The following is a 21,080-nucleotide window of genomic DNA, read 5'->3' on the forward strand; positions in this document are numbered from 1 at the left end:
CACACCCCGGGGGGCAATGGTGAAGCGTTCTTCTTCCGTCATACGCAGAGTGGTCCTGGCGGCCGCGGCGGTGGCTCTCGCCGCCGGCTGTACGCCGGACGCGGCAGGTACCGGGCCCGGTACGGGTACGGGTCCCGCGCCGAGTTCGACCGCGACCACGGCCCCGAGCTCGACGCCCACCACGGCCCCGACCACGGACGACAAGCCGCCGTCGCCCACTGCCGACCCCTCCTCCGCGACGCCCTCGGCGAAGCCCCTCATGGGCGACGGCGACGAGAACGAGCAGGTGCGCGAGCTCCAGGCGCGGCTGCGGCAGCTCGACTTCTTCGACCGGGCGCCCACCGGCTTCTACGGGACGATGACCGCGGGCGCGGTCAAGAAGTTCCAGGCGCGCCGGGGGCTGCCGCAGACGGGCTCGGTGGACGAGAAGACCTGGCAGCAGCTGCTCTCCGTGACCCACAAGCCGACCGCCGACGAGCTGAAGCCGTCGACGACGAACAAGCTGGACACCCCGGACCCGCGGTGCATGACCGGCCGGGTGATGTGCATCAGCAAGGAGAGCCGGACGCTGGCCTGGATGATCGACGGCAAGGTCGTCTCGTCGATGGACGTCCGCTTCGGCTCGGAGAACACGCCGACCCGTGAGGGCCTCTTCAAGGTCGACTCCAAGAGCCGCGACCACGTCTCGACGATCTACCACACGCCCATGCCGTACGCGATGTTCTTCAGCCGCGGCCAGGCCGTGCACTTCTCTGCGGACTTCGCGGCCCGCGGCTACGCCGGGGCCTCGCACGGCTGCGTCAACGTCCGGGACCGGGCCAAGCTCTCCGCGCTCTTCGACCAGGTGAAGGTCGGCGACAAGGTCGTCGTCCACTGGTAGGACGCGGGAGTCTCCGCGGCGAGTGCCGGCGGGAGAAGTAAGGGGCGCGGGTGGGACCGGGGGAACGTGTCCCACCCGCGCCGGGTGCGCGGAGCCGTAGGTACGGGGGGAACCCCGGCTCTCTGCGCGGCCGATGACCAGTCGGCATTACGTACTGCGCCGACGGGCCGAGAAGTGTTACACCCCGAGCGGGACGCGTGCCTCGGCGGTGATTCCGGTGGGCAGAGCGAGGGTGGCACCGGCCTGGATCCGGTCCTCCGTGAGGACGCTTCCGGCCCGGTTCCCGGAGTCGGTGGAGCCGCTGCCGGTGCCGTTGGAGGTGCCGTTGGAGGTGCCGTTGGAGGTGCCGTTGGAGGTGCCGTTGGAGGTGCCCTTGGACCCGCCCTGCGAGCCGCCGTCGCTGTCGGAGTCGGGGTCGTCCTTGTCCTCGTCGCCCCTGGTGTCGCCCTGGGAGCCGCTCTGGCCGCCTTCCTGGGGCGCACCGGTGTCGCCGGAGAGGATCCGGTCGCAGTAGACCCGCAGGGTCTCGCCCTTGCGCAGGGTGCTCGTGAGCTGCTGCCGGCCGGCGGCGTCGAGCTTCCCCGTGCGGTAGTCGCGGCAGGCGGTGAGGGCCTTCTCGCGGGAATCGGCCGAACCGGTGTCGACGCCGCCCGTGGGCGTCCTGCCGGGCCTCGGGGTACCCGTACCCGGGACGGCCGTGCCGCGTCCGTCCGGGACGTGGGGGGTCGGGGCGGTGGACCCGGAGTCGGCCGAGGGGGACGAGCCGGGCGTGGGGTCGCCGCCGCCCGGTTCCGTCGGGGGTGCCTCGGGGTCCTGGCGTATGCCGGGCTCCTTGGAGACCAGCGGATCCGTGCTCTCCCCCGCCGAGACGGAGCTCGCGGGCCCCGGTCCGACCAGCGGCAGCACGCCCGTGCCGGCGGCGACGGCGACGCCGCCGACCGTGACGGCGGCGACCGCTGCGGCCAGTCCGTACCGCACGGAACGGCCCCAGCGGCGCGCCGGGGCGGTGAGGGGGGCGAGCCGGACCCGGCCCAGATCGGACGCGGGCGCGCCGGCGGCCGCCTTGGCGGCGGCCCTCTCGGCGGTGGCCTCGCGGAAGGCGGCGAGCGCCGCCGCCTCGCCCGGCAGTTCGGTCTGCGCGGCCGGCGGGACGGCGGGGACACGGGCCGTTCCGAGGGCCTCGGCGAGGCGCTCGGCCTGGGCGCGCGCACGGTCGTCGACGGCCTCGACCGGCTCACCGCGGAGCAGCCGCTCCGCGGCCTCCTGATCGAGCCACTGGTACCGCTCGTCGGCCATCACATGTCCTTCTGCGTACGCGGACGTGATTGCGTCACACCGCCGGGGGCCACGGACCCCGGTGCGCGCCCGCGTTGCGGAGGGACGCCGTCCAGTGGGACGGCGGTTCCCGCACCGTCGTCCTGTCCGCCGGGCCCGCCGTCGGCTCCGAGGAGTTCGGCGAGCTTCTTGAGCCCCCGGTGCGCGGCGGTGCGCACGGCACCGGGGCGCTTGCCCAGGGTGTCGGCGGCGCTCTTGGCGTCGAGTCCGACGACGACGCGCAGGACGACGGCCTCGGCCTGGTCCTGCGGGAGCTGGGCGATCAGGTGCATGGTGTCGCCGGTGGCGAGCGCCTCCAGGGCCTCGCCGGCCGTGTCGGACTCGGAGGGCTTGTCGGCGAGCTCGGTCTCGTCGGCGCCGACGGCGGGGCGGCGGCCGCGCATCCGGATGTGGTCGAGGGCGCGGTTGCGGGCGATCCGGGCCGCCCAGCCGCGGAACCGGTCCGCGTCGCCGTCGAAGCGGTCGAGGTCGCGGGCTATCTGGAGCCAGGACTCGGAGGCGACGTCCTCGGCGTCCGCCTCGCCGACCAGTGTGCGTATGTAACCGAGCAGCCGGGGTTGCACGGCGCGGTACACAGTACGGAAGGCGTTCTCGTCCCCGTCCTGCGCAGCGAGCACCGCGGCCGTCAGCTCCGCGTCGTCCCCCAGCACTCCCCAAACCCTGTTCGTCGGTGACGTGGTCGCGCCCCGCATCATCGCGGCTGGTCACCACCGCCACGCAGCCTCGCGCACCTGCACGCTACGTGGTGTCGCGGTGTCACGTCCACGCGGTCCGGGGTCTTTGTGCAACTTGCAACCTCCGCGCGGTCCGGGCGGGTGTGACAGAAACCGCACCGGCGGCGCAGAGAGGAGTACGGAGCCGTGCTGCGGCTCCGCGGACGACGACCGGGGCCTCTCCTGTGGGGGGTGGCGGCCCCGGTCGTCTCCCATTTCCCCCCTTTTTCACCCTTCTTCTTTCCTTCTTTTCTCACTCTTTCTCGCGATGTCTCGCTTCCCGGGGCGCAGTACACCCTTCGGGTGTCAACCGACCATTGACAGTAGAGGAGTGTCAACCTAAGGTTGCCTCATGACGAATCCAGTCGGCATGAGCGTCCCCGTCCGTCTCGACGAACTCATCGAAGCCATCAAGAAGGTCCATCCGGACGCCCTCGAACAGCTCTCCGGCGCGGTCATCGCGGCGGACCACCTCGGCGACGTCGCCGACCACCTCATCGGCCACTTCGTGGACCAGGCCCGGCGCTCCGGCGCCTCCTGGACCGACATCGGCCGCAGCATGGGCGTCACCCGCCAGGCGGCCCAGAAGCGCTTCGTCCCCAAGGAGCCGGACGCCGCCACGATGGACCCGAACTCCGGGTTCAGCCGCTTCACCCCGCGCGCCCGCAACGTGGTCGTGGCCTCGCAGGAGGAGGCCCGGGCGGCCTCCCACGCGCAGATCCAGACCGGTCACCTCGTCCTCGGCCTGCTCGCCGACCCCGATTCGCTCGCCATGCGGTGGCTGACCGGGCACGACGTGACGGAGAAGGCGGTGCGCGACGCGGTGACCCCGACGCTGCCGCCGCGGACCGAGGACATCCCGGCCCTGATCCCGTTCGACGCGGACGCGAAGAAGGTCCTGGAGCTGACGTTCCGCGAGGCCCTGCGCCTCGGGCACAACTACGTCGGCACCGAGCACATCCTGCTCGCCCTCCTGGAGCACGAGGACGGGCAGGGCGTGCTGAGCGGGCTCGGCCTGGACAAGGCCACAGCCGAGCGGGAGATCGCGGAGATCATCGCCTCGGTCGCGATCGAGGCGCCGGAGGCCTGACGGTCAGGCGGTGCGGGCCCGGCGGGAGACGACCGCGCGCAGCACCCGGCCGCCCTCGACCGAGAGTTCACGTGCCCGGCGCAGTCCGGTCGGGCCGTGGGCGACCGTCTCGAGGACGGCCTGCTGGCGGCGGAGTTCCCCGGCGAGCAGCGGGCCCGCGCCGTCCGCGTCCCCGGCCCGGCAGCGCTCGACGAGGCCGTCGGGCACGCCGGCCGCGTCGAACCGCCCGTGCAGGGCGAGCGCCGCGGCGGAGCAGTCCCCGGCCCAGGCGCGCAGGGCCTCGGCGGTCCAGGCCGCCGGGGCCTCGGCGAGCATCGCGCGTACGGCCCCGGCGTCCTCCGCACCCTCAGCACCGTCGGGGTCCAGCTCGACGCGGGCCTTGGCGACGGCCTCGCCCCAGGCGCCCCCGTCGCCGCGCGCGACGGCCGCCCACACGGGGCGCAGGACGTCGGCCCGATCGGGGGCGAGCAGCGGCAGACAGCGGTCGAGGCAGGCGAGTCCGGCCGCGGCCAGCCCTCGCTCGTCGGCCCCGTCGATCAGTTCCAGCAGGCTCCGGCCGTTCACCGACGTCATGGACGCCTCCTCGCCACCCGATGCGGACGCAGTACTTCCACTACTGCGCCGGGGGGCGCTTTTTCGTCACTGCGCGGCCGGAATCATGCCAGTGGCCTTGGCGTGCTGCATAGAGGTCAGACGGCGTACGAACAGGATCGCGAGGACGGCGGCGACGATGTCGAGGCCGTAGCCCACGAGGGACCAGACGGTCGCGATGTCGTAGGCCTCGTTGGTCTCGGCCGCGTCGTACATCTTGGTGGACACCCAGTTCACCATGTTGGCGCCGATGAGGAACGCCCACCAGCTGTTGAGCAGCGTCAGCTCCCCCTTGCCGTCGGCGGCGTACGGCTCCCAGCGGCTGGCCCGCCAGATCTCGACGGCGACCGCCCGCGGGATCCAGAAGTTGCCGATCGGGATGAACCAGCCGCCGATGGCATAGCCCGGCGTCCGGGTCTGCAGGTCGGAGGCCCAGACCTCGGCGTTGTTCCGCACGCGGTGGAACCAGATGATGAAGACGACGGCCGTCGCCACGTACACCGTGAACGCCATGCTGTAGGCCACGACCAGGTTGCCGGCCCCCAGGTCGGCCGGGTCGGCGGAGTCCCAGTCCCCGCCCGCGAGACTGCGGACGTCGACCAGTCCCAGAACGACGTCGAAGACGATGTTGCCCGCGAGCAGGGCCACGACGGCCTTGGAGAGGCCGCTCGGATTTTTGAGCATGCGCATGTGGTGGGTTCCCCCCAAAGGAACAAGCGGCGGCCGCTCGGCCGCCGCCGGGGGAACGTACGCGATCCGGAGCGATCGCGTCCACGACAAAAATCAGCTCACCTTCGCCGCCAGCGCCTTGAACTGCTCCCAGGTCAGCGTCGGTTTCGCCGGGTCCCAGACCTTCTGGGCGAGGGCCGCGAGCGGAAGGCGGATGCCGGCCGCCACCTGGTCCTGCGTCTGGGCCCTCGGCAGATCGCCCCAGACCGCGAAACGGGCGCCGAGGATCTGGGAGTCGTACCGCGCCGGCACCGGGGTCCTGCCGCGCACGACGAGCGGCGTCCACTCCTCGTAGATCCGGCGGCCCGTGGGGTACGTGAACTTGTTGGGCTGGCCGAGGACGTAGTAGAGGTACAGGTCGTTGAGGTTGACCAGCTTGCGGCCCGCGCTCAGGTACGAGACGGGCTGCCGGGCGCCGATCTCCTTGCCCGTCCAGTACTCGACCTCGATGTCCTTCGCCGCGGTCGCCACCCCGCCCGTGAAGAAGCCGTCGTTCCAGGCCTTGGGGATCTTGCCGGCGGGCCGGACGACGGCCGCGCGGTCGTCGAGCCAGCCGGTGGCGAGGTCCTGGACGCGGCCGGAGGGCCCGTACTTCGCGCGCGCGGCCCGCGCCAGCTGCGGATAGGTCACCTCGGGGTTCTTCGCCATGAGGGCGACGTACTCGTCGGCACCGACGTGGAACCAGGCCCCCGGGAACAGCTGGGCGTACTCGCGCAGCAGGTCGTCGACGATCCGGGCCGAGTCGGGGTCCGAGATGTCCACGGCCCCGCGCGGGGTCCGGCCGCTCGCGCTGACGAGCTGGAGGTCCGGGTGCGCGGCGATGACGGCGCCGAGGTGTCCCGGCGAGTCGATCTCGGGGACGACGGTGATGTGCCGACTCGCCGCCAGGGCGAGGATCCGGCGGACCTCGGCCTTGGTGAGGTGCTGGGCCGAGACGACCTCGGGGTGGCTCTGCGACTCGATCCGGAAGCCCTGGTCGTCGGAGAAGTGCAGTCCCAGCTGGTTGAGCTTGAGGTCGCCCATCTCGCGGATGCGGTCCTCCAGCCAGGCGGCGGTGAAGGGCTTGCGGGCGATGTCGACGTTGAGTCCGCGCTGCGGCTTCGCGGGCCGGTCGGTGACGGTCCCCTCGGGCATCGCGCCCGTGGCCTTGACCGACTGCTTGAGGGTGCGGGTGCCGTAGAAGACCCCGGCCTCGTCGGGGCCCGCGATCCGGACGCGGCCGTCACGGACCGTCAGGGTGTACGACTCGGGGGCGCCCGTCCCGCCCACGGCCAGCTCCACGTCCCCGGGTCCGGCCGCGGCGGCACCGCGGTACGGGATGCCGAGCTCCCCCGCGATCAGCCGGCCCTCGTCGGCGAGGGCCTCGCTGTTCGCGGCGAGGACGACCCCACCCGTGGGCGCGGGCTTCCACCCGGGACCGCGGGCGGCCTCGTGGGCGCGGACGGAGGGGATGGTGCGGGGCGCCGCGGAGAGGGGGTAGGTCTTCGTGGGCGTCGGCGTCGGTGTCGGCGTCGGGCTCGGCGGTACGGCGCTCGTGGGCGCGCTGCTCGCGGAGGCGCCGGTGCCGCCCGGACCTGACGGAGAACCGTTCGAGCAGGCCGCCACGGTGGCCAGCGCCACCGCGGTCGCCAGAAGGGCGGGGCCCCGGCGAGGCCCCCGTGGGGAGTAACGCATCATGGAGAATCCTCCCGTACGGACGGCCGTCCGACCAATCGGGGGACGCCGGGAAGGCCCGGAACCCGATCGTCCATCACACGTTCCGAAACTCTCCCTTCCGGGTGAAATTCGCGCATCCGTCGGACACTTCCCTCATCCCGTCGATAACGTTGCGTCACGCCCACCCCACCCGTCCCGGAGCACCGGAGTCCACGCTGACCAGCGACACCCACGCCCCCTGCCGGAAACCGGGCTCCACGGACACGCCTGCGATACCTGCCCAGCAGGGCACGGCCCGGCACCTCTCCGGGCTCGTCCGCTTCAACGCCGCGCCGGCCGGGGCCGTGGAGGCACTCCTGTTCGACTGCTGCGCGAGCCGACGCTGGGCCGAACGGGTGAGCGCGCACCGCCCCTACCCGACGCTCGACGCGCTGCTCGCCGCCGCGGACGAGGCCTCCTACGACCTGTCACGGGCCGAGCTGGACGAGGCGCTCGCCGCCGAGTCCGCCGCCGCCCCGCACCCCGACGCCCCGCCGGCGGCCCTCATGGCGCTGGGCGCCGCGCACGCCGCGTACGAGAGCCGCTTCGGGCACGCCTTCGTGATCAGCCTGGACGGGGTGCGGCCCGACGAGCGGCTCGACCGCGTACTGGCCGGTATCCGGTCACGTCTCGGCAACGAACCGGAGGAGGAACGGGTGGTGGCCGCCGACGAACTGCGCCGGCTCGCCCGGGCCCGCCTCACCTTCGGCGTCACCACACCGTGAATTCGTCCGAAATAGGGCGATTCAGGCCTGTGCGATAGGCCGTCCGTGCCTGTTTGATCACACCGATGGACCCCGCGCGAGCGAACCGACGAGTCGTCGCTACGATGACCGGGGCCGGTGGACCGTACCCGGCCGGGTCAGACCGACAGAGAAGCCGGCCGACCCCGATCCCCGCTCCCGGAGGGTTTTTCCGTGCCGGCTGGAACGCTGTACCGCGGCCGGGAAGGAATGTGGTCCTGGGTGGCTCATCGAGTCACCGGCGTCCTCATCTTCTTCTTCCTGTTCGTACACGTGCTGGACACCGCTCTCGTCCGCGTCTCCCCCGAGGCGTACGACGAGGTCGTCGCGACCTACAAGACGCCGATCGTCGCTCTTCTGGAGTACGGCCTGGTCGCCGCCATCCTTTTCCACGCGCTGAACGGCCTCCGGGTCATCGCCGTGGACTTCTGGTCCAAGGGTCCGCGCTACCAGAAGCAGATGCTCTGGACCGTCGTGGGCGTCTGGGTCGTGCTGATGGCGGGCGCCGTCTACCCCGTCCTCAACCACGCCGCACGTGAACTGTTCGGGAGCTGACGCCACTCATGTCTGCTGACACCTCCACCGCGATCGGCCCCGTCGAGGGCGGCGCGCACTACGACGTGGACAACCCCGCGCCGTACATCGAGGCCCCCCGCAAGCGCACGGGCAAGACCCCGCGCGCGACCCGCGGCAACTTCGAGATGGCCGCGTGGCTCTTCATGCGCCTCTCCGGCGTGGTCCTCGTCGTCCTGGTCATCGGCCACCTGCTGATCCAGCTCGTGCTGGACGGCGGCGTCACCAAGGTCGGCTTCGCCTTCGTGGCCGGCCGCTGGGCGTCCCCGTTCTGGCAGGTCTGGGACCTGCTGATGCTCTGGCTCGCCATGCTGCACGGCGCCAACGGTCTCCGTACGGTCATCAACGACTACGCGGAGCGGGCGAACACGCGCCTGTGGCTCAAGGGCCTGCTGTACACCGCCACGGTGTTCACCATCCTTCTGGGCACGCTGGTGATCTTCACCTTCGACCCGAACATCCGCTAGGCACGGGGCTGAGGTAATCCACGTCATGAAGATCCACAAGTACGACACCGTCATCGTCGGCGCCGGTGGCGCCGGCATGCGCGCGGCCATCGAGTCGACGAAGCGCAGCCGCACCGCCGTGCTGACGAAGCTCTACCCCACCCGCTCCCACACGGGCGCCGCGCAGGGCGGCATGGCCGCCGCGCTGGCGAACGTGGAGGAGGACAACTGGGAGTGGCACACCTTCGACACGGTCAAGGGCGGTGACTACCTGGTCGACCAGGACGCCGCCGAGATCCTGGCGAAGGAGGCCATCGACGCCGTCCTCGACCTGGAGAAGATGGGCCTGCCGTTCAACCGGACGCCCAACGGGACGATCGACCAGCGCCGCTTCGGCGGTCACTCCCGCAACCACGGCGAGGCCCCGGTCCGCCGGTCCTGCTACGCCGCGGACCGCACCGGCCACATGATCCTCCAGACGCTGTACCAGAACTGCGTCAAGGAGGGCGTGGAGTTCTTCAACGAGTTCTACGTCCTGGACCAGCTGATCACCGAGGTCGACGGGGTCAAGCACTCCGCGGGCGTCGTCGCCTACGAGCTGGCCACCGGCGAGATCCACATCTTCCAGGCGAAGGCCGTGATCTACGCCTCCGGCGGCACCGGCAAGTTCTTCAAGGTGACCTCCAACGCGCACACCCTGACCGGTGACGGCCAGGCCGCCTGCTACCGCCGTGGTCTGCCCCTGGAGGACATGGAGTTCTTCCAGTTCCACCCGACGGGCATCTGGCGCATGGGCATCCTGCTGACGGAGGGCGCCCGCGGTGAGGGCGGCATCCTCCGCAACAAGGACGGCGAGCGCTTCATGGAGAAGTACGCGCCGGTCATGAAGGACCTCGCGTCCCGTGACGTCGTCTCCCGCTCCATCTACACGGAGATCCGCGAGGGCCGCGGCTGCGGTCCCGAGGGCGACCACGTCTACCTGGACCTGACGCACCTCCCGCCGGAGCAGCTCGACGCCAAGCTCCCGGACATCACCGAGTTCGCCCGTACGTACCTCGGCATCGAGCCGTACACGGACCCGATCCCGATCCAGCCCACCGCGCACTACGCCATGGGCGGCATCCCGACCAACGTCGAGGGTGAGGTCCTCTCGGACAACACCACCGTCGTCCCGGGCCTGTACGCGGCCGGCGAGGTCGCCTGTGTCTCCGTGCACGGCGCCAACCGTCTCGGCACCAACTCGCTGCTCGACATCAACGTCTTCGGCAAGCGCTCCGGCATCGCCGCCGCCGAGTACTCCGCCAAGAGCGACTTCGTCGAGCTGCCCGAGGACCCCGAGGCCTTCGTCGTCGCGCAGATCGAGAAGCTGCGCAACTCCACGGGCAACGAGCGGGTCGCCGACCTGCGCCGTGAGCTCCAGGAGACGATGGACGCCAACGTGATGGTGTTCCGTACGGAGCAGACCATCAAGACGGCCGTCGAGAAGATCGCCGAACTGCGCGAGCGCTACGAGAACGTGTCCATCCAGGACAAGGGCAAGCGCTTCAACACGGACCTCCTGGAGGCCATCGAGCTGGGCAACCTGCTCGAACTGGCCGAGGTCATGGCCGTCTCGGCCCTGGCGCGCAAGGAGTCCCGCGGCGGTCACTACCGCGAGGACTACCCGAACCGCGACGACGTCAACTTCATGCGCCACACCATGGCGTACCGCGAGGTCGGCGAGGACGGCTCCGAGACCGTCCGTCTCGACTACAAGCCGGTCGTCCAGACCCGCTACCAGCCGATGGAGCGTAAGTACTGATGGCTACCCCCGTACTGGACAAGGTCGAGGCGGAGTCCGCCGCCTCCCCGTACATCACGGTCACGATGCGGATCCGCCGCTTCAACCCCGAGGTGTCGGACGCCGCGGTCTGGGAGGACTTCCAGATCGAGATCGACCCGAAGGAGCGTGTCCTCGACGCCCTTCACAAGATCAAGTGGGACGTCGACGGCACGCTGACCTTCCGTCGCTCCTGCGCGCACGGCATCTGCGGCTCCGACGCGATGCGGATCAACGGCAAGAACAGGCTCGCCTGCAAGACGCTGATCAAGGACATCAACCCGGAGAAGCCGATCACGGTCGAGGCCATCAAGGGCCTCACGGTCCTCAAGGACCTCGTGGTCGACATGGAGCCGTTCTTCCAGGCGTACCGGGACGTCATGCCGTTCCTGGTCACCAAGGGCAACGAGCCGACGCGCGAGCGTCTGCAGTCCGCCGAGGACCGCGAGCGCTTCGACGACACCACCAAGTGCATCCTGTGCGCCGCGTGCACGTCGTCCTGCCCGGTCTTCTGGAACGACGGCCAGTACTTCGGTCCGGCCGCGATCGTCAACGCGCACCGCTTCATCTTCGACTCGCGTGACGAGGCGGGCGAGCAGCGCCTGGAGATCCTGAACGACAAGGACGGCGTGTGGCGCTGCCGCACGACGTTCAACTGCACCGACGCGTGCCCGCGTGGCATCGAGGTCACCAAGGCCATCCAGGAAGTGAAGCGCGCGCTGATCACGCGTCGTTTCTGACACCCTGTTCGGCTGATGAGCCCGCTTCTGTACGCTGCGGCGTGCAGGAGCGGGCTTTTTTCTTCGTGGAGGACGGGGACTGATGAGCGAGCCGAACCCTTACGCGGACGGTGAGTACAAGTGGGGACCGGGGCAGCAGGGCGGAACGCCCGGGGGCCCGGCCTACGGATATCCGCAGGACGCGACGCCCGGGGCGCCCGCGTACGGGTACCCGCAGACGCCGCCGCCCTACCAGCCGACCCTGGCGGCGGGCGTGCCGGTGCCGCCGCAGCACGCGCCGATGGGCGGCGGGGCGCCGGTGCTGAGCCTCGGTGACATCACCGTGGTCGGCGACCAGATCATCACGCCGGCCGGGAACATGCCCCTCAAGGGCGCCGTGTGGAACGCGATGGACATGTCGCGGACCGAGGAGAAGATGCCGACGGTCGCGATCGTCCTCGCGGTCATCTTCTTCATCTTCTGCCTGCTCGGCCTGCTGTTCCTGCTGATGAAGGAGAAGACCACGACCGGCTTCATCCAGGTCACGGTGACCAGCGGCGGGCGCCACCACTCGACGATGATCCCGGCGACGGGCCCGGACACCTTCCACCACATCATGGGGCAGCTCAACTACGCGCGCTCGCTGTCCATGTGACGGGTGGTGTTCAGCCGCCGACGAGCGGGACGAGTCTGAGGAAGACGACCTCCGTCTCCGGGCCCACGGTCACCGTCTCGTCGAGCTCCTCGACCTGACGGTCGCCCACCAGGACGAGGAAGCCGTTGCGGCCGAAGGCCTCGACGGCCCGGGCGAAGGCCGTTCCGTCGGTCGTCTCGTGGTCGACCCTGCGGCGGATCAACTCCCGCAGGGTGAGCCGCTCTTCCCTGACGGGCAGGCGGGGGCCGGCCGTGCGGGCCCCCGAGGTCGTCTCGTCGACGAAGGTCACCATTCCCATGCCGGAAAGGCTAGGGGCCGCCACTGACAGGGCACTCGGGCTCCTGTCGGACTCAGGAGTGCCAGCCCTGGGCGGCGGGGCCGCCCGCCTCGGCCTCGACCATGATCCGGCGGAGCATGCCGTTGAGCAGGTCGCGTTCCTCGGGGGCGAGGACGCCGAGCAGCCGTTCCTCCTCGTGGCCGAGGACGTCCATCGCGCCGAGCCAGGTCTCGTGGCCGGAGGCGGTGAGTTCGACGACGACCCGCCGCCGGTCGGTGGTGGACTGGGTGCGGCGGACGAAGCCGCGCTTCTCCAGGGCGTCGAGGCGCCCGGAGACGGAGGCGGGGGCCAGGTCGAGGTCCTGGGCGAGTTCGGAGGGGGCGGCGCTGCCGCCACGGCCCGCGAGCTTGTGGAGCGTGTCGAACTCGTGGCGCTCCAGGTCGAAGTCGACGAGGGACTGCTCCCTGACCCGGCGCAGATGGACCGAGAGCTTCTTCATCCGGGTGACCGCGCCTTCGACGACGGGGTCGAGGCCGGGCAGGACGGGCTGCCAGCGGGCGACGTGCCCGTCGGTCCAGTCGCGCGGTTCCTGCTGTTCCTCGGGGTGCGCCATGGGGTGATCGTACGTCGGCGGAGGCATTCGCCCCTCTCGAAGTATTTCGTTGACGAATTATTCGGCACCGAAATACTCTGCGTCCATGGTCACCGCCTCCGAACGCCCCGTCGCGTCCCCGCCCGTCGCCCACCCCCTGCGCACGCGCTCCTTCCGCCTCCTCTTCACCGGCCGCGCGCTCTCCCTCCTCGGCGACGCCGCCATCCCCGCCGCCCTCGCCCTCGCCGTCCTGGAGGCCACCGGCTCCACCTCGGCCCTCGCCCTCGTCCTCGGCTGCGCGATGGTCCCCAAGCTGCTCCTGCTCCCCGTGGGAGGCGTCGTCGGCGACCGCTTCGACGCCCGCACGGTCGCGCTCACCACGGACCTCGTACGCTGCGCCACCCAGCTCCTCGTCGGCATCCAGCTGCTCGGCGGCACCCCCAGCCTCGCCGTCCTCGCGGTCGCCGAGGCCCTCGGCGGCGCGGCCGGAGCCTTCGCCATGCCGACCGGCTCGCCGCTCATCAAGGGCACGGTGCCGGCGGAGTCGCTGCACCGGGCCAACGCGGCGATGGGCGTCGCCCAGAGCGCCACCCGGCTCGCCGGACCCGCGCTCGCCGGCACCCTCGTCCTGACCGTGGGCCCCGGCTGGGCCTTCGTCCTGGACGCCGCCACCTTCGCCGTCAGCGCGCTGCTCCTGACGGCCGTACGGGTGAAGCGCGTCCCGATCCCCCGCCGTTCGCTCCGCGCCGACCTCGCCGAAGGCTGGCAGGAGGTCCGCTCCCGCGACTGGTACTGGACCAGCCTCATCGGCCACAGCGCCTGGAACGGCGCCGCCGCCGTCCTGATGACCCTCGGGCCCGCGATCGCCGTCCAGCGACTCGGCGGCGGCACCACCTGGGTCGTCCTCCTCCAGGTCGGCGCCGTCGGATTCCTCCTCGGGGCCCTGCTCGCCGACCGCGTCCGCCCCCGGCGCCCCGTCCTCACCGCGAACCTCGGCCTCGCCACGTACGCGCTGCCGCTGGTGCTGCTCGCCCTCGCCGCGCCCGCGCCGCTGACGATCGCGGCGTACGGACTCGCCCAGGCGGGGCTCGGCTTCCTCTCCCCCGTGTGGGAGACCGCCGTCCAGCGCGCCGTGCCCGCCCACGCCCTCGCCCGGGTCACCTCGTACGACTGGCTGCTCTCCCTCGCCGCGATGCCCCTGGGCTACGCCCTGGCCCCGCTCGCGGCCTCGGCGTGGGGCCCCGAAGTCCCCTTGCTGGCCGCCGCGGTGGTGGTCGGCGGCTGCTGCGTGGGGACGGCGCTGGTACCGGGGGTGAGGCGGTTCACGTAGGGCTGTCAGTGGGGTCCTCTACCGTCGGGGGCATGGTGGGGATCACGGGCCCGCGCGACGGGCTGATGGAGGCGGTGCGCCGCGAGCGCGCCGAAGGGCCGGGGCCGGTCGAGCAGTTCATGGACGGGCTGGACGCCGCGGGACTGCGGGCGTGCGCCCCCGTGCTCCAGCGCCTGGCGTTCCGCCCGGCATACCTGGAGGTGGCCTCGGCAGCCCTCGCGGAGCTGGGCGAGCGGGAGTTGGACTGGACGGAGGAGGAGTCCGACCTGCTCCTCGCCCAACTGGTCGGGAAGGACGCGGAGGGAGCCCCGCACGAGGTGCAGGAGGACTTCTTCGACCTCGTGCCGATCGCCCTCGCGGCGGCCGAGCGGGTGGCCTCGCAGGGCGGCGAGTACGACCGGGCCCGGCTGCGGGCGCTCCGGCTCCTGACGGACCGCGACACCGTCTACCACCGGGGCGCGGAGTACGAGGGGATACGGGGCAGGATCGACGCGCTCCTGAACCGCGAGCCGGCGGTGGTGACCGGCCGACTCCCCCGGCACCTGCTCGCCGCGCTCGACGACTACGGGCCGGCGATGCGCGCACTGCACGGGGAGCTGCTCGCGGGGGCGGGCGTGGCGGAGTTCCTCGGGCACTGCGCCCTCCTGGGCAAGCCGCGCGCCACCCGGATCTGGCGTCGCCGGTCCGCCGAACTGCTCGCCGGGGCCGAGCGGGGCCCCGTGGTGGTGCGGTGCCTCCTGGAGGGGTTCCTCGCGCAGGAGGAGCACCACGTGAGCGAGCTCGACTCCTGGTCCATGAGTTCCTGGGGGCTCGCGAGCGGGCCCAACACGGACCTGGTCCGCGGCCTGTTGTGGGCGGCGCTCGGCATCGACGCCGAGTGGGTGGTGCCGGCGGTGGGGGCCGTCGCGCGCCACGCGGGGACGGGCACGGGCGGCTTCGGCGGCACCTGCCGCAGCCAGCCGCTGGCCACGACCGCCGTCGCCGTGCTCGGGGAGTGTGGGGGCGCCCGGGGCGAAGAGGCCGTGCAGTGGCTCGGACGGCTGCCGAAGTCGGTGAGGAACCGGACGGTGAACAAGGGCATCGCCAAGGCCCTGGAGGCGGTCGCCGCCCGCGCCGGGCTCACCCCGTCGATGCTCCGCGAGCGGGGGGTCGCGACGCTCGGCCTGGACGGGCGCGGGATCCGGGAGGTGCCGCTCGGGGCGTACACGGCGGAGCTTGCGGTACGGGAGCCGGGCACGGTCGCGCTGTCGTTCAGGGGCCCGGAGGGGAGGCTCCTGAAGACGGCGCCGAAGGAGGTCCGGGAGGCGCGCGCCGAGGAGTTGAAGGAGGTCAGGGCCGGCGCCAGGGAGCTGAAGGCGCTGGTCGCCGCCGAGCGGTCCCGGCTTGAGGAGCACCTCGCGGCGGGGACGGTCTGGCCCGCGGAGGACTGGCAGCGGTACTACGTCGACCACCCGGTGACCGGGACCCTGGCCCGCGCCCTGCTCTGGGAGATCACGGAGGACGTCGAGGAGCCGTGGACGGCGGGCCTGCCGGAGCGCACCGGCGGCGGCTGGGCGCTCGCGGGCGAGGACGGGACGGCGCGTCCGGTCGGTCCGGGCGCCCGGCTGCGGCTGTGGCATCCGCTGCGGGCCGCGGGCGAGGAGGTCGCCGCGTGGCGGGCGGCGGTGACGGAGCGGGAGGAGCGCCAGCCGTTCAAGCAGGTGTTCCGCGAGGTGTACCCGCTGACTCCGGCGGAGCTGGTGACCGGCTCGTACTCCAACCGTTTCGCGGGGCACGTCCTGCGGTACGGGCAGGCCAGGGCGCTGATGGCCGAGCGCGGCTGGGCGGGGAACCACCTGGGGTACTTCTCGGACGGCTGGTCCTCGGAGCTGGTGAAGGAGCTGCCCGCGCCGGGCGAGCTGCCGGCCGGCGAGGGGACGCGCTGGCGGGCCCGGTTCTTCGTGGAGCTGGCCGACGAGGGCGCGAGCCGGGACGGGGTGGCGCGGCTCTGCTCCACGGACCAGGTGCGGTTCGAGCGGAGGACGGGCGCGCGGGGCGCCTGGGAGGCGGCCGCGCTCGCCGACGTACCGGCGCTGGTGCTGTCGGAGGCGCTGCGGGACGTCGACCTGTTCGTGGGGGTGGCGTCGATCGGGGCGGACCCGAACTGGCGGGACCGCGGGGAGGACCGGGCGTACGACGGGTACTGGGAGAGCTGGTCGTTCGGCGCGCTCACGGAGTCGGCGCTGATCCGGCGCGAGACGCTGGCCCGGCTGCTGCCCCGGACCCGGATCGCGGACCGGGTGGAGCTGACCGACCGCTTCCTGCGGGTGCGCGGCGAGCTGCGCGCGTACCGGATCCATCTGGGCTCGGGGAACGTGCTGATGGAGCCGGACGACAGCTATCTGTGCATCGTGGCCGACCGCGGGCGGGAGCGGGGGAAGGTGTTCCTGCCGTTCGAGGAGGACGGCGGGCTGCTGTCGGTGATCCTGTCGAAGGCGCTGCTGCTCGCCGCCGACGACCGGATCACCGACCCGACGATCACCGCGCAGATACGCCGGGGCTGAGCTCCCCGTCCGCCTCTTCCGCCAGGAAGGCGAGGAGCAACCGGGCGGTCTCCTCCGGGCGTTCCAGGGCGGGGAGGTGGCCGGCCCAGTCGAGGTCGACACGGCGCGCGGCGGGCAGGAGGTTTCCCAGCTCGTCGGCGACGGCCCGGAAGTCGGGCAGGTCGTGGGCGCCGACGGCCACGAGGGCGGGGGCCCCGATCCGGGCGAGGTCGTCGCGGGTGACCTCGGGGGCGACGGGGTGGTGCTCCTGGGGGGCGGCGAGCTGGAGGTGGAAGGCGCGCCGCTGTCCGTCGCGTACGAGGGCGCGGGCGGCCTCTCCGGCCTCGGGGCCGAGCCAGGTGTCGACGTTGAGCTCGACGGCCGCGTCGAGGTCGCCCGCTTCGAGGAGCGCGTCCTCGCGGGCGCCCCAGGCGCGCAGCTCGTCGCTCGGTGCCATGCCGGGGATGCCGGAGGCGAGCAGGGCGAGGGCGGAGACGCGTCCGGGGTGCAGGGCGGCGAGTTCGAGGGCGACGCGGCCGCCGAAGGAGGAGCCGACGACGGCGGCGCGCTCGGCGCCGAGGTGGTCGAGGAGTTCGCGCACGTCCTCGGCGTGGGTGTGCGGGGCGTCGATCGGGCTGTCGCCGAAGCCGCGGAGGTCGCAGCGGACGACACGGTGTCCCGCCCCGGCCAGCGCGCGGAACTGTCCGTCCCACATCCGGCGGTCGCAGACCCCGGAGTGCAGCAGGACGACGGTCGAGGGGCCGGTGCCGGCCAGGTCATGAGAGAGCGTCACACGCCCGACCCTAGGCGCCGGGTCACCGGCGGGCCACCTCTTTACCCAGCGACTTGAACACGTTCAAGAGGAGGTCTACAGTCATGACTGCCAGCTTTTGAACGCGTTCAAGGGAGGGTGGGGCATGGACCTCACTGTCGTCGCGTACATCGTCTACCTGCTGATCAGCGTGGCCCTCACCGTCTGGGTCGCCCGCACGCTCAGCCGCAACGGAAGGATCTTCCTCTCCGACGTCCTGCACGGGAACGAGAAGCTCGCGGACGCCGTCAACCACCTCCTGGTGGTCGGCTTCTACCTCGTCAACTTCGGCTTCGTCGCCCTCTACCTGAGCCAGGACGCCGCCGTCCTCGACGCCCGGGCGCTCTTCGAGGCCCTCTCCGTCAAGCTCGGAGTCGTCCTGCTCGTCCTCGGCGTGATGCACCTGGGGAACGTGTACGTGCTCAACAAGATCCGCCGCCGCGGGGTCATGGAGCGCGAGCAGGTGCCCCCGGTCGGCCCGCAGGGCTGGACCACGACCCCCAAGGGCGGCCCCTGGGCCCCGCCCGCGCCGCAGGCCTGACCATGGCGCCGGCCCCGGCGATGCCCACGACCCCCGTGGGACGACTGACCGTGCTGTACGACGCCGACTGCCCGCTCTGCGTGCACCTCAGGCACTGGCTGCTGCGCCAGCGGCAGCTCGTCCCGCTCGACCTCGTACCGGCGGGATCGCAGCAGGCACGGCGCCTCTTCCCGGCCCTCGACCACGCCGCGACGCTGCGGGAGATCACCGTGGTCGGGGACCGGGGCCAGGTCTACCGCGAGACATCCGCCTGGATCGTCTGCCTCTGGGCCCTGGCCGACCACCGGGCCAAGGCCCACTGGCTCTCCACCCCCGCGGGACAGCCCTTCGCCCGGGCGACCGTCCTGGCGGCCGCGAAGTGGCGCGAGGCCCTCAGGAGACCCGGGCCGGACGGCGGGCCCTGCGGGGACGGGCACTGCGAGGTGCCCGGTCCGCCCCGTTAGGCTCGGCCCCGTGACGGAAGAGAAGAAGGCCCCCAAGAGCGAGCAGACCCGCACGCTCATCCTCGAAACCGCGCTCCGGCTGTTCAAGGAGCGCGGTTACGACAAGACGACCATGCGGGCCATCGCCCAGGAGGCCGGGGTCTCCGTCGGCAACGCGTACTACTACTTCTCCTCCAAGGAACACCTCGTCCAGGGCTTCTACGACCGGATCGCCGAGGAACACCAGGCGGCCGTCGAGCCCCTCCTGAGCGGCCCCGAGAAGGACCTCACCGCCCGGATCCGCGGGGTCTACCTCGGCTGGCTCGACATCGCGGAGCCGTACCACGAGTTCGCGGCCCAGTTCTTCAAGAACGCCGCCGACCCGGACAGCCCGCTCAGCCCCTTCTCCCCCGAGTCGGAGGGCCCGCGCGAAGCCGCGATCGAGGTGCACCGTCGGGTCATCTCCGGAGCCTCCGTCAAGGTCGACCCGGAACTGAAGGAAGCCCTCCCGCAGTTGCTGTGGCTCCAGCAGATGGGCCTCGTGCTGTTCTGGGTGTACGACCGCTCGGAGGGCGCGGCGAACAGCCGGCGCCTGGTGGAGCGCCTCGCGCCGGTCACCGCCCGCGCGATCTCGCTCTCCCGCTTCCGGATCCTGCGCCCGCTGGTCAAGGAGACGCACGAGCTGCTCTCCGACTTCATGCCGACGGCCGCCGGAATGGCGGCCTCGGGCAAGCCCAAGAAGAAGACGGGCCCGAAGCCGCAGGAGGCCCCGTAGGGGTGTGGGCCGGGGCCTGCCGGACAGGCCCCGGGGGGCGTCCGGAAAGTCCCGTGCGGTACGGGACCTTCCGGAGACCGCCTAGATCCAGCTGAGCTCCCACAGGCGCCAGATGCCGGTGCCGTCCGTCAGGTACTGGGAGCCGGAGACCGCCTCCGTGGAGAGGACGTAGTCCTTCTTCTGCCACAGCGGGACGAGCGGGACGTCGCCGGCGACCTCGTCCTGGATCTCCTTGAAGTCGCTCGTCGCCCGACCCCGGTCGCTGTACTGCTGCGTCGAGGAGATCAGGCTGTCGATCCGCTTGCTGGAGAAGCCGTTGTGCAGGGTGTTCTGGGTGCCGACGAGCGGTGCGGTGAAGCTGTCGGAGTCGGGGAAGTCGGGGAGCCAGCCCACGGGGTAGGCGTCGTAGCTGCCCTTCGCGTACCCCTTCTGGAAGCTCTGCCAGTCGGCCTCGACGACCTTGACCTTGAAGAGGCCGGTCTCCTCCAGCTGCCGCTTGATCTCGGCGGCCTCGGCGGCGTACGTGGCGTCCTTGCGGAAGCCGTACGTGAACGTCACCGGCGTCTTGACCCCGGCCGCCCTCAGCAGGGCCTTGGCCTTCTTCGCGCTCGGCTCCGGGTAGACGTCGAAGAACGCGGTGCTGTGGCCGACGAAGCCCTGCGGGATGAGGGAGTACAGCGGCTCGACCGTGCCCTTGTACGCGCCCGTGGTGATCGCCGGGCGGTCGATGACGGCGGCGACGGCCTGCCGTACGGCCTTGTCCGCCATCGGCGAGCCGGACCGGACGTTGAAGTTGAGGTTGCGGATCTCGGCGCTCTCCGCCTCGGTGACCCGGGTCCCGTCCTTGGTGTCCAGGGTCGAGAGGAAGTCCGGCGGCAGCTGCCGGTGCGTCACCTGGACCTCCTTCGCCTTCCAGGCCGCGGCGAGGTCCGCGGACTGGCCGAAGTACTTCACGAGGACCGTGTGGCCGGCCTTGCTGACGGCGCCCTTGTACCGCGGGTTGGGCTCCAGGCGGGCGGACTCGCCCTCCTTGTACTCCTTGAGCACGTACGGCCCCGAGCCGTCGACCGCGGGGCCCGTCCGCAGCCTGTTGGCCGGGTACTGGTCCTTGTCCACGATCGACCCGGCGCCCGTGGCCACCTTCAGCGGGAACGTGGCGTCACGGCCGCTCAGGTGGAAGGTGACCGTCCGGCCCTCGGCCGAGACGTTCTTCAGGGTCGGGAAGAGCGGCTGCGGGCCGACGTCCGTCTTGATCCGCAGCATCCGCTCGAAGGAGTACTTGACGTCCTCGGCGGTGATCTTGCGGCCGTTGGAGAAGGTGAGGTCGTCGCGGAGCGTGCACTGGTACGTGGTGAGCTTGTTGCCCACGAACTTGCAGCTCTCGGCGGCGTCCGGAACCGGCTGGCTGAGGCCCGGCTTGAACGTCAGCAGCGACTGGAAGACGTTGCTGTACATGGCCCAGGAGCCGGCGTCGTAGGCGCCGGCCGGGTCGAGTGAAGTGACCTCGTCGGTCGTGCCGACAGTGATCGGGTCGGTCCGCTCGCCGTCGGAGGGCAGGAGTTGCCAGCCCCCCACTCCGGCGGCCACCAGTACTCCACAAGTGATGAGGATCCGCAGACGGACCGTCGACCGCATTGCCGTGCTTCCTTTTTTTGGTACCACCCCTGATGCGACGGCCCCCGGAAAAACGTCGCGATGGCTGCATCCCATCACACGGGTTTCACAAGGGGAAGAGAAAACTTTCACAGGACAGGTATATGTCCGGGATATGAGAATTTAAGTCGATGAGCAGCACGTATCGACCCAGGCGCGGGGAGTGACA

At 71.6% G+C, this 21,080-nt stretch carries 22 protein-coding genes; 13 read left to right on the plus strand and 9 right to left on the minus strand.

Annotated elements, in window-relative coordinates; genetic code table 11:
* Window positions 1–16: 16 nt before the first annotated feature.
* Window positions 17–880: a peptidoglycan-binding protein gene (locus ACF07V_RS01950; protein WP_392150945.1), complete on the plus strand. Its 864-nt coding sequence runs from the start codon at window positions 17–19 to the stop codon at window positions 878–880.
* Between the two features lie 177 nt (window positions 881–1,057).
* Here ACF07V_RS01950 and ACF07V_RS01955 read toward each other — a convergent pair whose 3' ends face one another.
* Both ACF07V_RS01955 and ACF07V_RS01960 read right to left on the minus strand, forming a co-directional pair.
* On the minus strand, window positions 1,058–2,176 hold the full coding sequence (locus tag ACF07V_RS01955; protein ID WP_392150946.1) for a hypothetical protein: 1,119 nt from the start codon (window positions 2,174–2,176) through the stop codon (window positions 1,058–1,060).
* Window positions 2,176–2,865, minus strand: coding sequence for an RNA polymerase sigma factor (locus tag ACF07V_RS01960; protein ID WP_392150947.1), 690 nt, complete (start codon window positions 2,863–2,865; stop codon window positions 2,176–2,178). The genes ACF07V_RS01955 and ACF07V_RS01960 overlap by 1 nt, the downstream gene beginning before the upstream one ends.
* A gap of 415 nt (window positions 2,866–3,280) precedes the next feature.
* Between ACF07V_RS01960 and ACF07V_RS01965 the strand changes: the two genes are divergently transcribed.
* Window positions 3,281–4,018: a Clp protease N-terminal domain-containing protein gene (locus ACF07V_RS01965; RefSeq protein ID WP_392150948.1), complete on the plus strand. Its 738-nt coding sequence runs from the start codon at window positions 3,281–3,283 to the stop codon at window positions 4,016–4,018.
* Between the two features lie 3 nt (window positions 4,019–4,021).
* Here ACF07V_RS01965 and ACF07V_RS01970 read toward each other — a convergent pair whose 3' ends face one another.
* The 3 genes from ACF07V_RS01970 to ACF07V_RS01980 all read right to left on the minus strand — a co-directional run bounded on the left by ACF07V_RS01970 (window position 4,022) and on the right by ACF07V_RS01980 (window position 7,015).
* Window positions 4,022–4,591, minus strand: a complete 570-nt coding sequence (locus ACF07V_RS01970) for a hypothetical protein (RefSeq protein WP_392150949.1) — start codon at window positions 4,589–4,591, stop codon at window positions 4,022–4,024.
* Window positions 4,592–4,657: 66 nt separating this feature from the next.
* Window positions 4,658–5,299, minus strand: a complete 642-nt coding sequence (locus ACF07V_RS01975; protein WP_392150950.1) for a DUF4328 domain-containing protein — start codon at window positions 5,297–5,299, stop codon at window positions 4,658–4,660.
* Window positions 5,300–5,392: 93 nt separating this feature from the next.
* Window positions 5,393–7,015 (minus strand): glycoside hydrolase family 20 protein, encoded by a 1,623-nt coding sequence (locus ACF07V_RS01980; protein WP_392150951.1) that lies wholly within the window; start codon window positions 7,013–7,015, stop codon window positions 5,393–5,395.
* 149 nt (window positions 7,016–7,164) lie between these two features.
* On the opposite strand from ACF07V_RS01980, the gene ACF07V_RS01985 reads away from it, so the two are divergent.
* The 6 genes from ACF07V_RS01985 (at window position 7,165) to ACF07V_RS02010 (ending at window position 11,988) form a co-directional block, all read left to right on the plus strand.
* Window positions 7,165–7,758: a 2-oxo-4-hydroxy-4-carboxy-5-ureidoimidazoline decarboxylase gene (locus ACF07V_RS01985; RefSeq protein WP_392150952.1), complete on the plus strand. Its 594-nt coding sequence runs from the start codon at window positions 7,165–7,167 to the stop codon at window positions 7,756–7,758.
* Window positions 7,759–7,950: 192 nt separating this feature from the next.
* Window positions 7,951–8,331, plus strand: a complete 381-nt coding sequence (gene sdhC / locus ACF07V_RS01990) for a succinate dehydrogenase, cytochrome b556 subunit (protein WP_041130883.1) — start codon at window positions 7,951–7,953, stop codon at window positions 8,329–8,331.
* A gap of 8 nt (window positions 8,332–8,339) precedes the next feature.
* On the plus strand, window positions 8,340–8,816 hold the full coding sequence (locus ACF07V_RS01995) for a succinate dehydrogenase hydrophobic membrane anchor subunit (protein WP_041130882.1): 477 nt from the start codon (window positions 8,340–8,342) through the stop codon (window positions 8,814–8,816).
* Between the two features lie 25 nt (window positions 8,817–8,841).
* A complete protein-coding gene (gene sdhA / locus ACF07V_RS02000) occupies window positions 8,842–10,596 on the plus strand; it encodes a succinate dehydrogenase flavoprotein subunit (RefSeq protein WP_392150953.1) in 1,755 nt (584 codons plus the stop codon).
* A complete protein-coding gene (locus tag ACF07V_RS02005; RefSeq protein WP_041130880.1) occupies window positions 10,596–11,354 on the plus strand; it encodes a succinate dehydrogenase iron-sulfur subunit in 759 nt (252 codons plus the stop codon). The genes sdhA and ACF07V_RS02005 overlap by 1 nt, the downstream gene beginning before the upstream one ends.
* A gap of 82 nt (window positions 11,355–11,436) precedes the next feature.
* On the plus strand, window positions 11,437–11,988 hold the full coding sequence (locus ACF07V_RS02010) for a hypothetical protein (protein ID WP_392150954.1): 552 nt from the start codon (window positions 11,437–11,439) through the stop codon (window positions 11,986–11,988).
* A gap of 10 nt (window positions 11,989–11,998) precedes the next feature.
* On the opposite strand, the gene ACF07V_RS02015 is transcribed toward ACF07V_RS02010, so the two are convergent.
* Window positions 11,999–12,286, minus strand: a complete 288-nt coding sequence (locus ACF07V_RS02015; protein WP_392150955.1) for a hypothetical protein — start codon at window positions 12,284–12,286, stop codon at window positions 11,999–12,001.
* Window positions 12,287–12,338: 52 nt separating this feature from the next.
* On the minus strand, window positions 12,339–12,878 hold the full coding sequence (locus ACF07V_RS02020; RefSeq protein ID WP_392150956.1) for a MarR family winged helix-turn-helix transcriptional regulator: 540 nt from the start codon (window positions 12,876–12,878) through the stop codon (window positions 12,339–12,341).
* An 85-nt stretch (window positions 12,879–12,963) separates the two neighbouring features.
* On the opposite strand from ACF07V_RS02020, the gene ACF07V_RS02025 reads away from it, so the two are divergent.
* Window positions 12,964–14,187, plus strand: coding sequence for an MFS transporter (locus ACF07V_RS02025; protein ID WP_392150957.1), 1,224 nt, complete (start codon window positions 12,964–12,966; stop codon window positions 14,185–14,187).
* 32 nt (window positions 14,188–14,219) lie between these two features.
* Window positions 14,220–16,730 carry a DUF4132 domain-containing protein gene (locus ACF07V_RS02030; RefSeq protein ID WP_392150958.1) on the plus strand — a complete coding sequence of 837 codons (2,511 nt, stop codon included), beginning with the start codon at window positions 14,220–14,222 and terminating at the stop codon, window positions 16,728–16,730.
* Here ACF07V_RS02030 and ACF07V_RS02035 read toward each other — a convergent pair.
* Window positions 16,705–17,502 carry an alpha/beta fold hydrolase gene (locus ACF07V_RS02035; protein WP_392150959.1) on the minus strand — a complete coding sequence of 266 codons (798 nt, stop codon included), beginning with the start codon at window positions 17,500–17,502 and terminating at the stop codon, window positions 16,705–16,707. The genes ACF07V_RS02030 and ACF07V_RS02035 overlap by 26 nt on opposite strands.
* A gap of 124 nt (window positions 17,503–17,626) precedes the next feature.
* Between ACF07V_RS02035 and ACF07V_RS02040 the strand changes: the two genes are divergently transcribed.
* Genes ACF07V_RS02040 through ACF07V_RS02050 form a run of 3 tightly spaced genes read left to right on the plus strand, consistent with a single transcriptional unit; the run spans window position 17,627 to window position 19,258 of the window.
* Window positions 17,627–18,061 (plus strand): hypothetical protein, encoded by a 435-nt coding sequence (locus ACF07V_RS02040; RefSeq protein ID WP_392150960.1) that lies wholly within the window; start codon window positions 17,627–17,629, stop codon window positions 18,059–18,061.
* Between the two features lie 20 nt (window positions 18,062–18,081).
* Complete coding sequence (locus tag ACF07V_RS02045; protein WP_392150961.1) at window positions 18,082–18,504, plus strand: thiol-disulfide oxidoreductase DCC family protein; 423 nt, start codon at window positions 18,082–18,084, stop codon at window positions 18,502–18,504.
* 10 nt (window positions 18,505–18,514) lie between these two features.
* Complete coding sequence (locus tag ACF07V_RS02050; protein WP_392150962.1) at window positions 18,515–19,258, plus strand: TetR/AcrR family transcriptional regulator; 744 nt, start codon at window positions 18,515–18,517, stop codon at window positions 19,256–19,258.
* A gap of 81 nt (window positions 19,259–19,339) precedes the next feature.
* Here the strand turns inward: ACF07V_RS02050 and ACF07V_RS02055 are convergent, their stop codons facing one another.
* Window positions 19,340–20,893, minus strand: a complete 1,554-nt coding sequence (locus ACF07V_RS02055) for an ABC transporter substrate-binding protein (RefSeq protein ID WP_392150963.1) — start codon at window positions 20,891–20,893, stop codon at window positions 19,340–19,342.
* Window positions 20,894–21,080 lie beyond the last annotated feature (187 nt).

The organism is Streptomyces sp. NPDC015661 (assembly GCF_043077765.1).
GTDB lineage: Bacteria > Actinomycetota > Actinomycetes > Streptomycetales > Streptomycetaceae > Streptomyces.

Coding starts and splice junctions, on each gene's coding strand:
- ACF07V_RS02020 (WP_392150956.1), bottom strand. CDS start 12,878: ATGGCGCACCCCGAGGAACAGCAGGAACCGCGCGACTGGACCGACGGG.
- ACF07V_RS02040 (WP_392150960.1), top strand. CDS start 17,627: ATGGACCTCACTGTCGTCGCGTACATCGTCTACCTGCTGATCAGCGTG.
- ACF07V_RS02015 (WP_392150955.1), bottom strand. CDS start 12,286: ATGGGAATGGTGACCTTCGTCGACGAGACGACCTCGGGGGCCCGCACG.
- ACF07V_RS01970 (WP_392150949.1), bottom strand. CDS start 4,591: ATGACGTCGGTGAACGGCCGGAGCCTGCTGGAACTGATCGACGGGGCC.
- ACF07V_RS02005 (WP_041130880.1), top strand. CDS start 10,596: ATGGCTACCCCCGTACTGGACAAGGTCGAGGCGGAGTCCGCCGCCTCC.
- sdhA (WP_392150953.1), top strand. CDS start 8,842: ATGAAGATCCACAAGTACGACACCGTCATCGTCGGCGCCGGTGGCGCC.
- ACF07V_RS01950 (WP_392150945.1), top strand. CDS start 17: ATGGTGAAGCGTTCTTCTTCCGTCATACGCAGAGTGGTCCTGGCGGCC.
- ACF07V_RS02010 (WP_392150954.1), top strand. CDS start 11,437: ATGAGCGAGCCGAACCCTTACGCGGACGGTGAGTACAAGTGGGGACCG.
- ACF07V_RS01995 (WP_041130882.1), top strand. CDS start 8,340: ATGTCTGCTGACACCTCCACCGCGATCGGCCCCGTCGAGGGCGGCGCG.
- ACF07V_RS01975 (WP_392150950.1), bottom strand. CDS start 5,299: ATGCGCATGCTCAAAAATCCGAGCGGCCTCTCCAAGGCCGTCGTGGCC.
- ACF07V_RS01965 (WP_392150948.1), top strand. CDS start 3,281: ATGACGAATCCAGTCGGCATGAGCGTCCCCGTCCGTCTCGACGAACTC.
- ACF07V_RS02055 (WP_392150963.1), bottom strand. CDS start 20,893: ATGCGGTCGACGGTCCGTCTGCGGATCCTCATCACTTGTGGAGTACTG.
- ACF07V_RS02030 (WP_392150958.1), top strand. CDS start 14,220: ATGGTGGGGATCACGGGCCCGCGCGACGGGCTGATGGAGGCGGTGCGC.
- ACF07V_RS02045 (WP_392150961.1), top strand. CDS start 18,082: ATGCCCACGACCCCCGTGGGACGACTGACCGTGCTGTACGACGCCGAC.
- ACF07V_RS01980 (WP_392150951.1), bottom strand. CDS start 7,015: ATGATGCGTTACTCCCCACGGGGGCCTCGCCGGGGCCCCGCCCTTCTG.
- ACF07V_RS01955 (WP_392150946.1), bottom strand. CDS start 2,176: ATGGCCGACGAGCGGTACCAGTGGCTCGATCAGGAGGCCGCGGAGCGG.
- ACF07V_RS02025 (WP_392150957.1), top strand. CDS start 12,964: ATGGTCACCGCCTCCGAACGCCCCGTCGCGTCCCCGCCCGTCGCCCAC.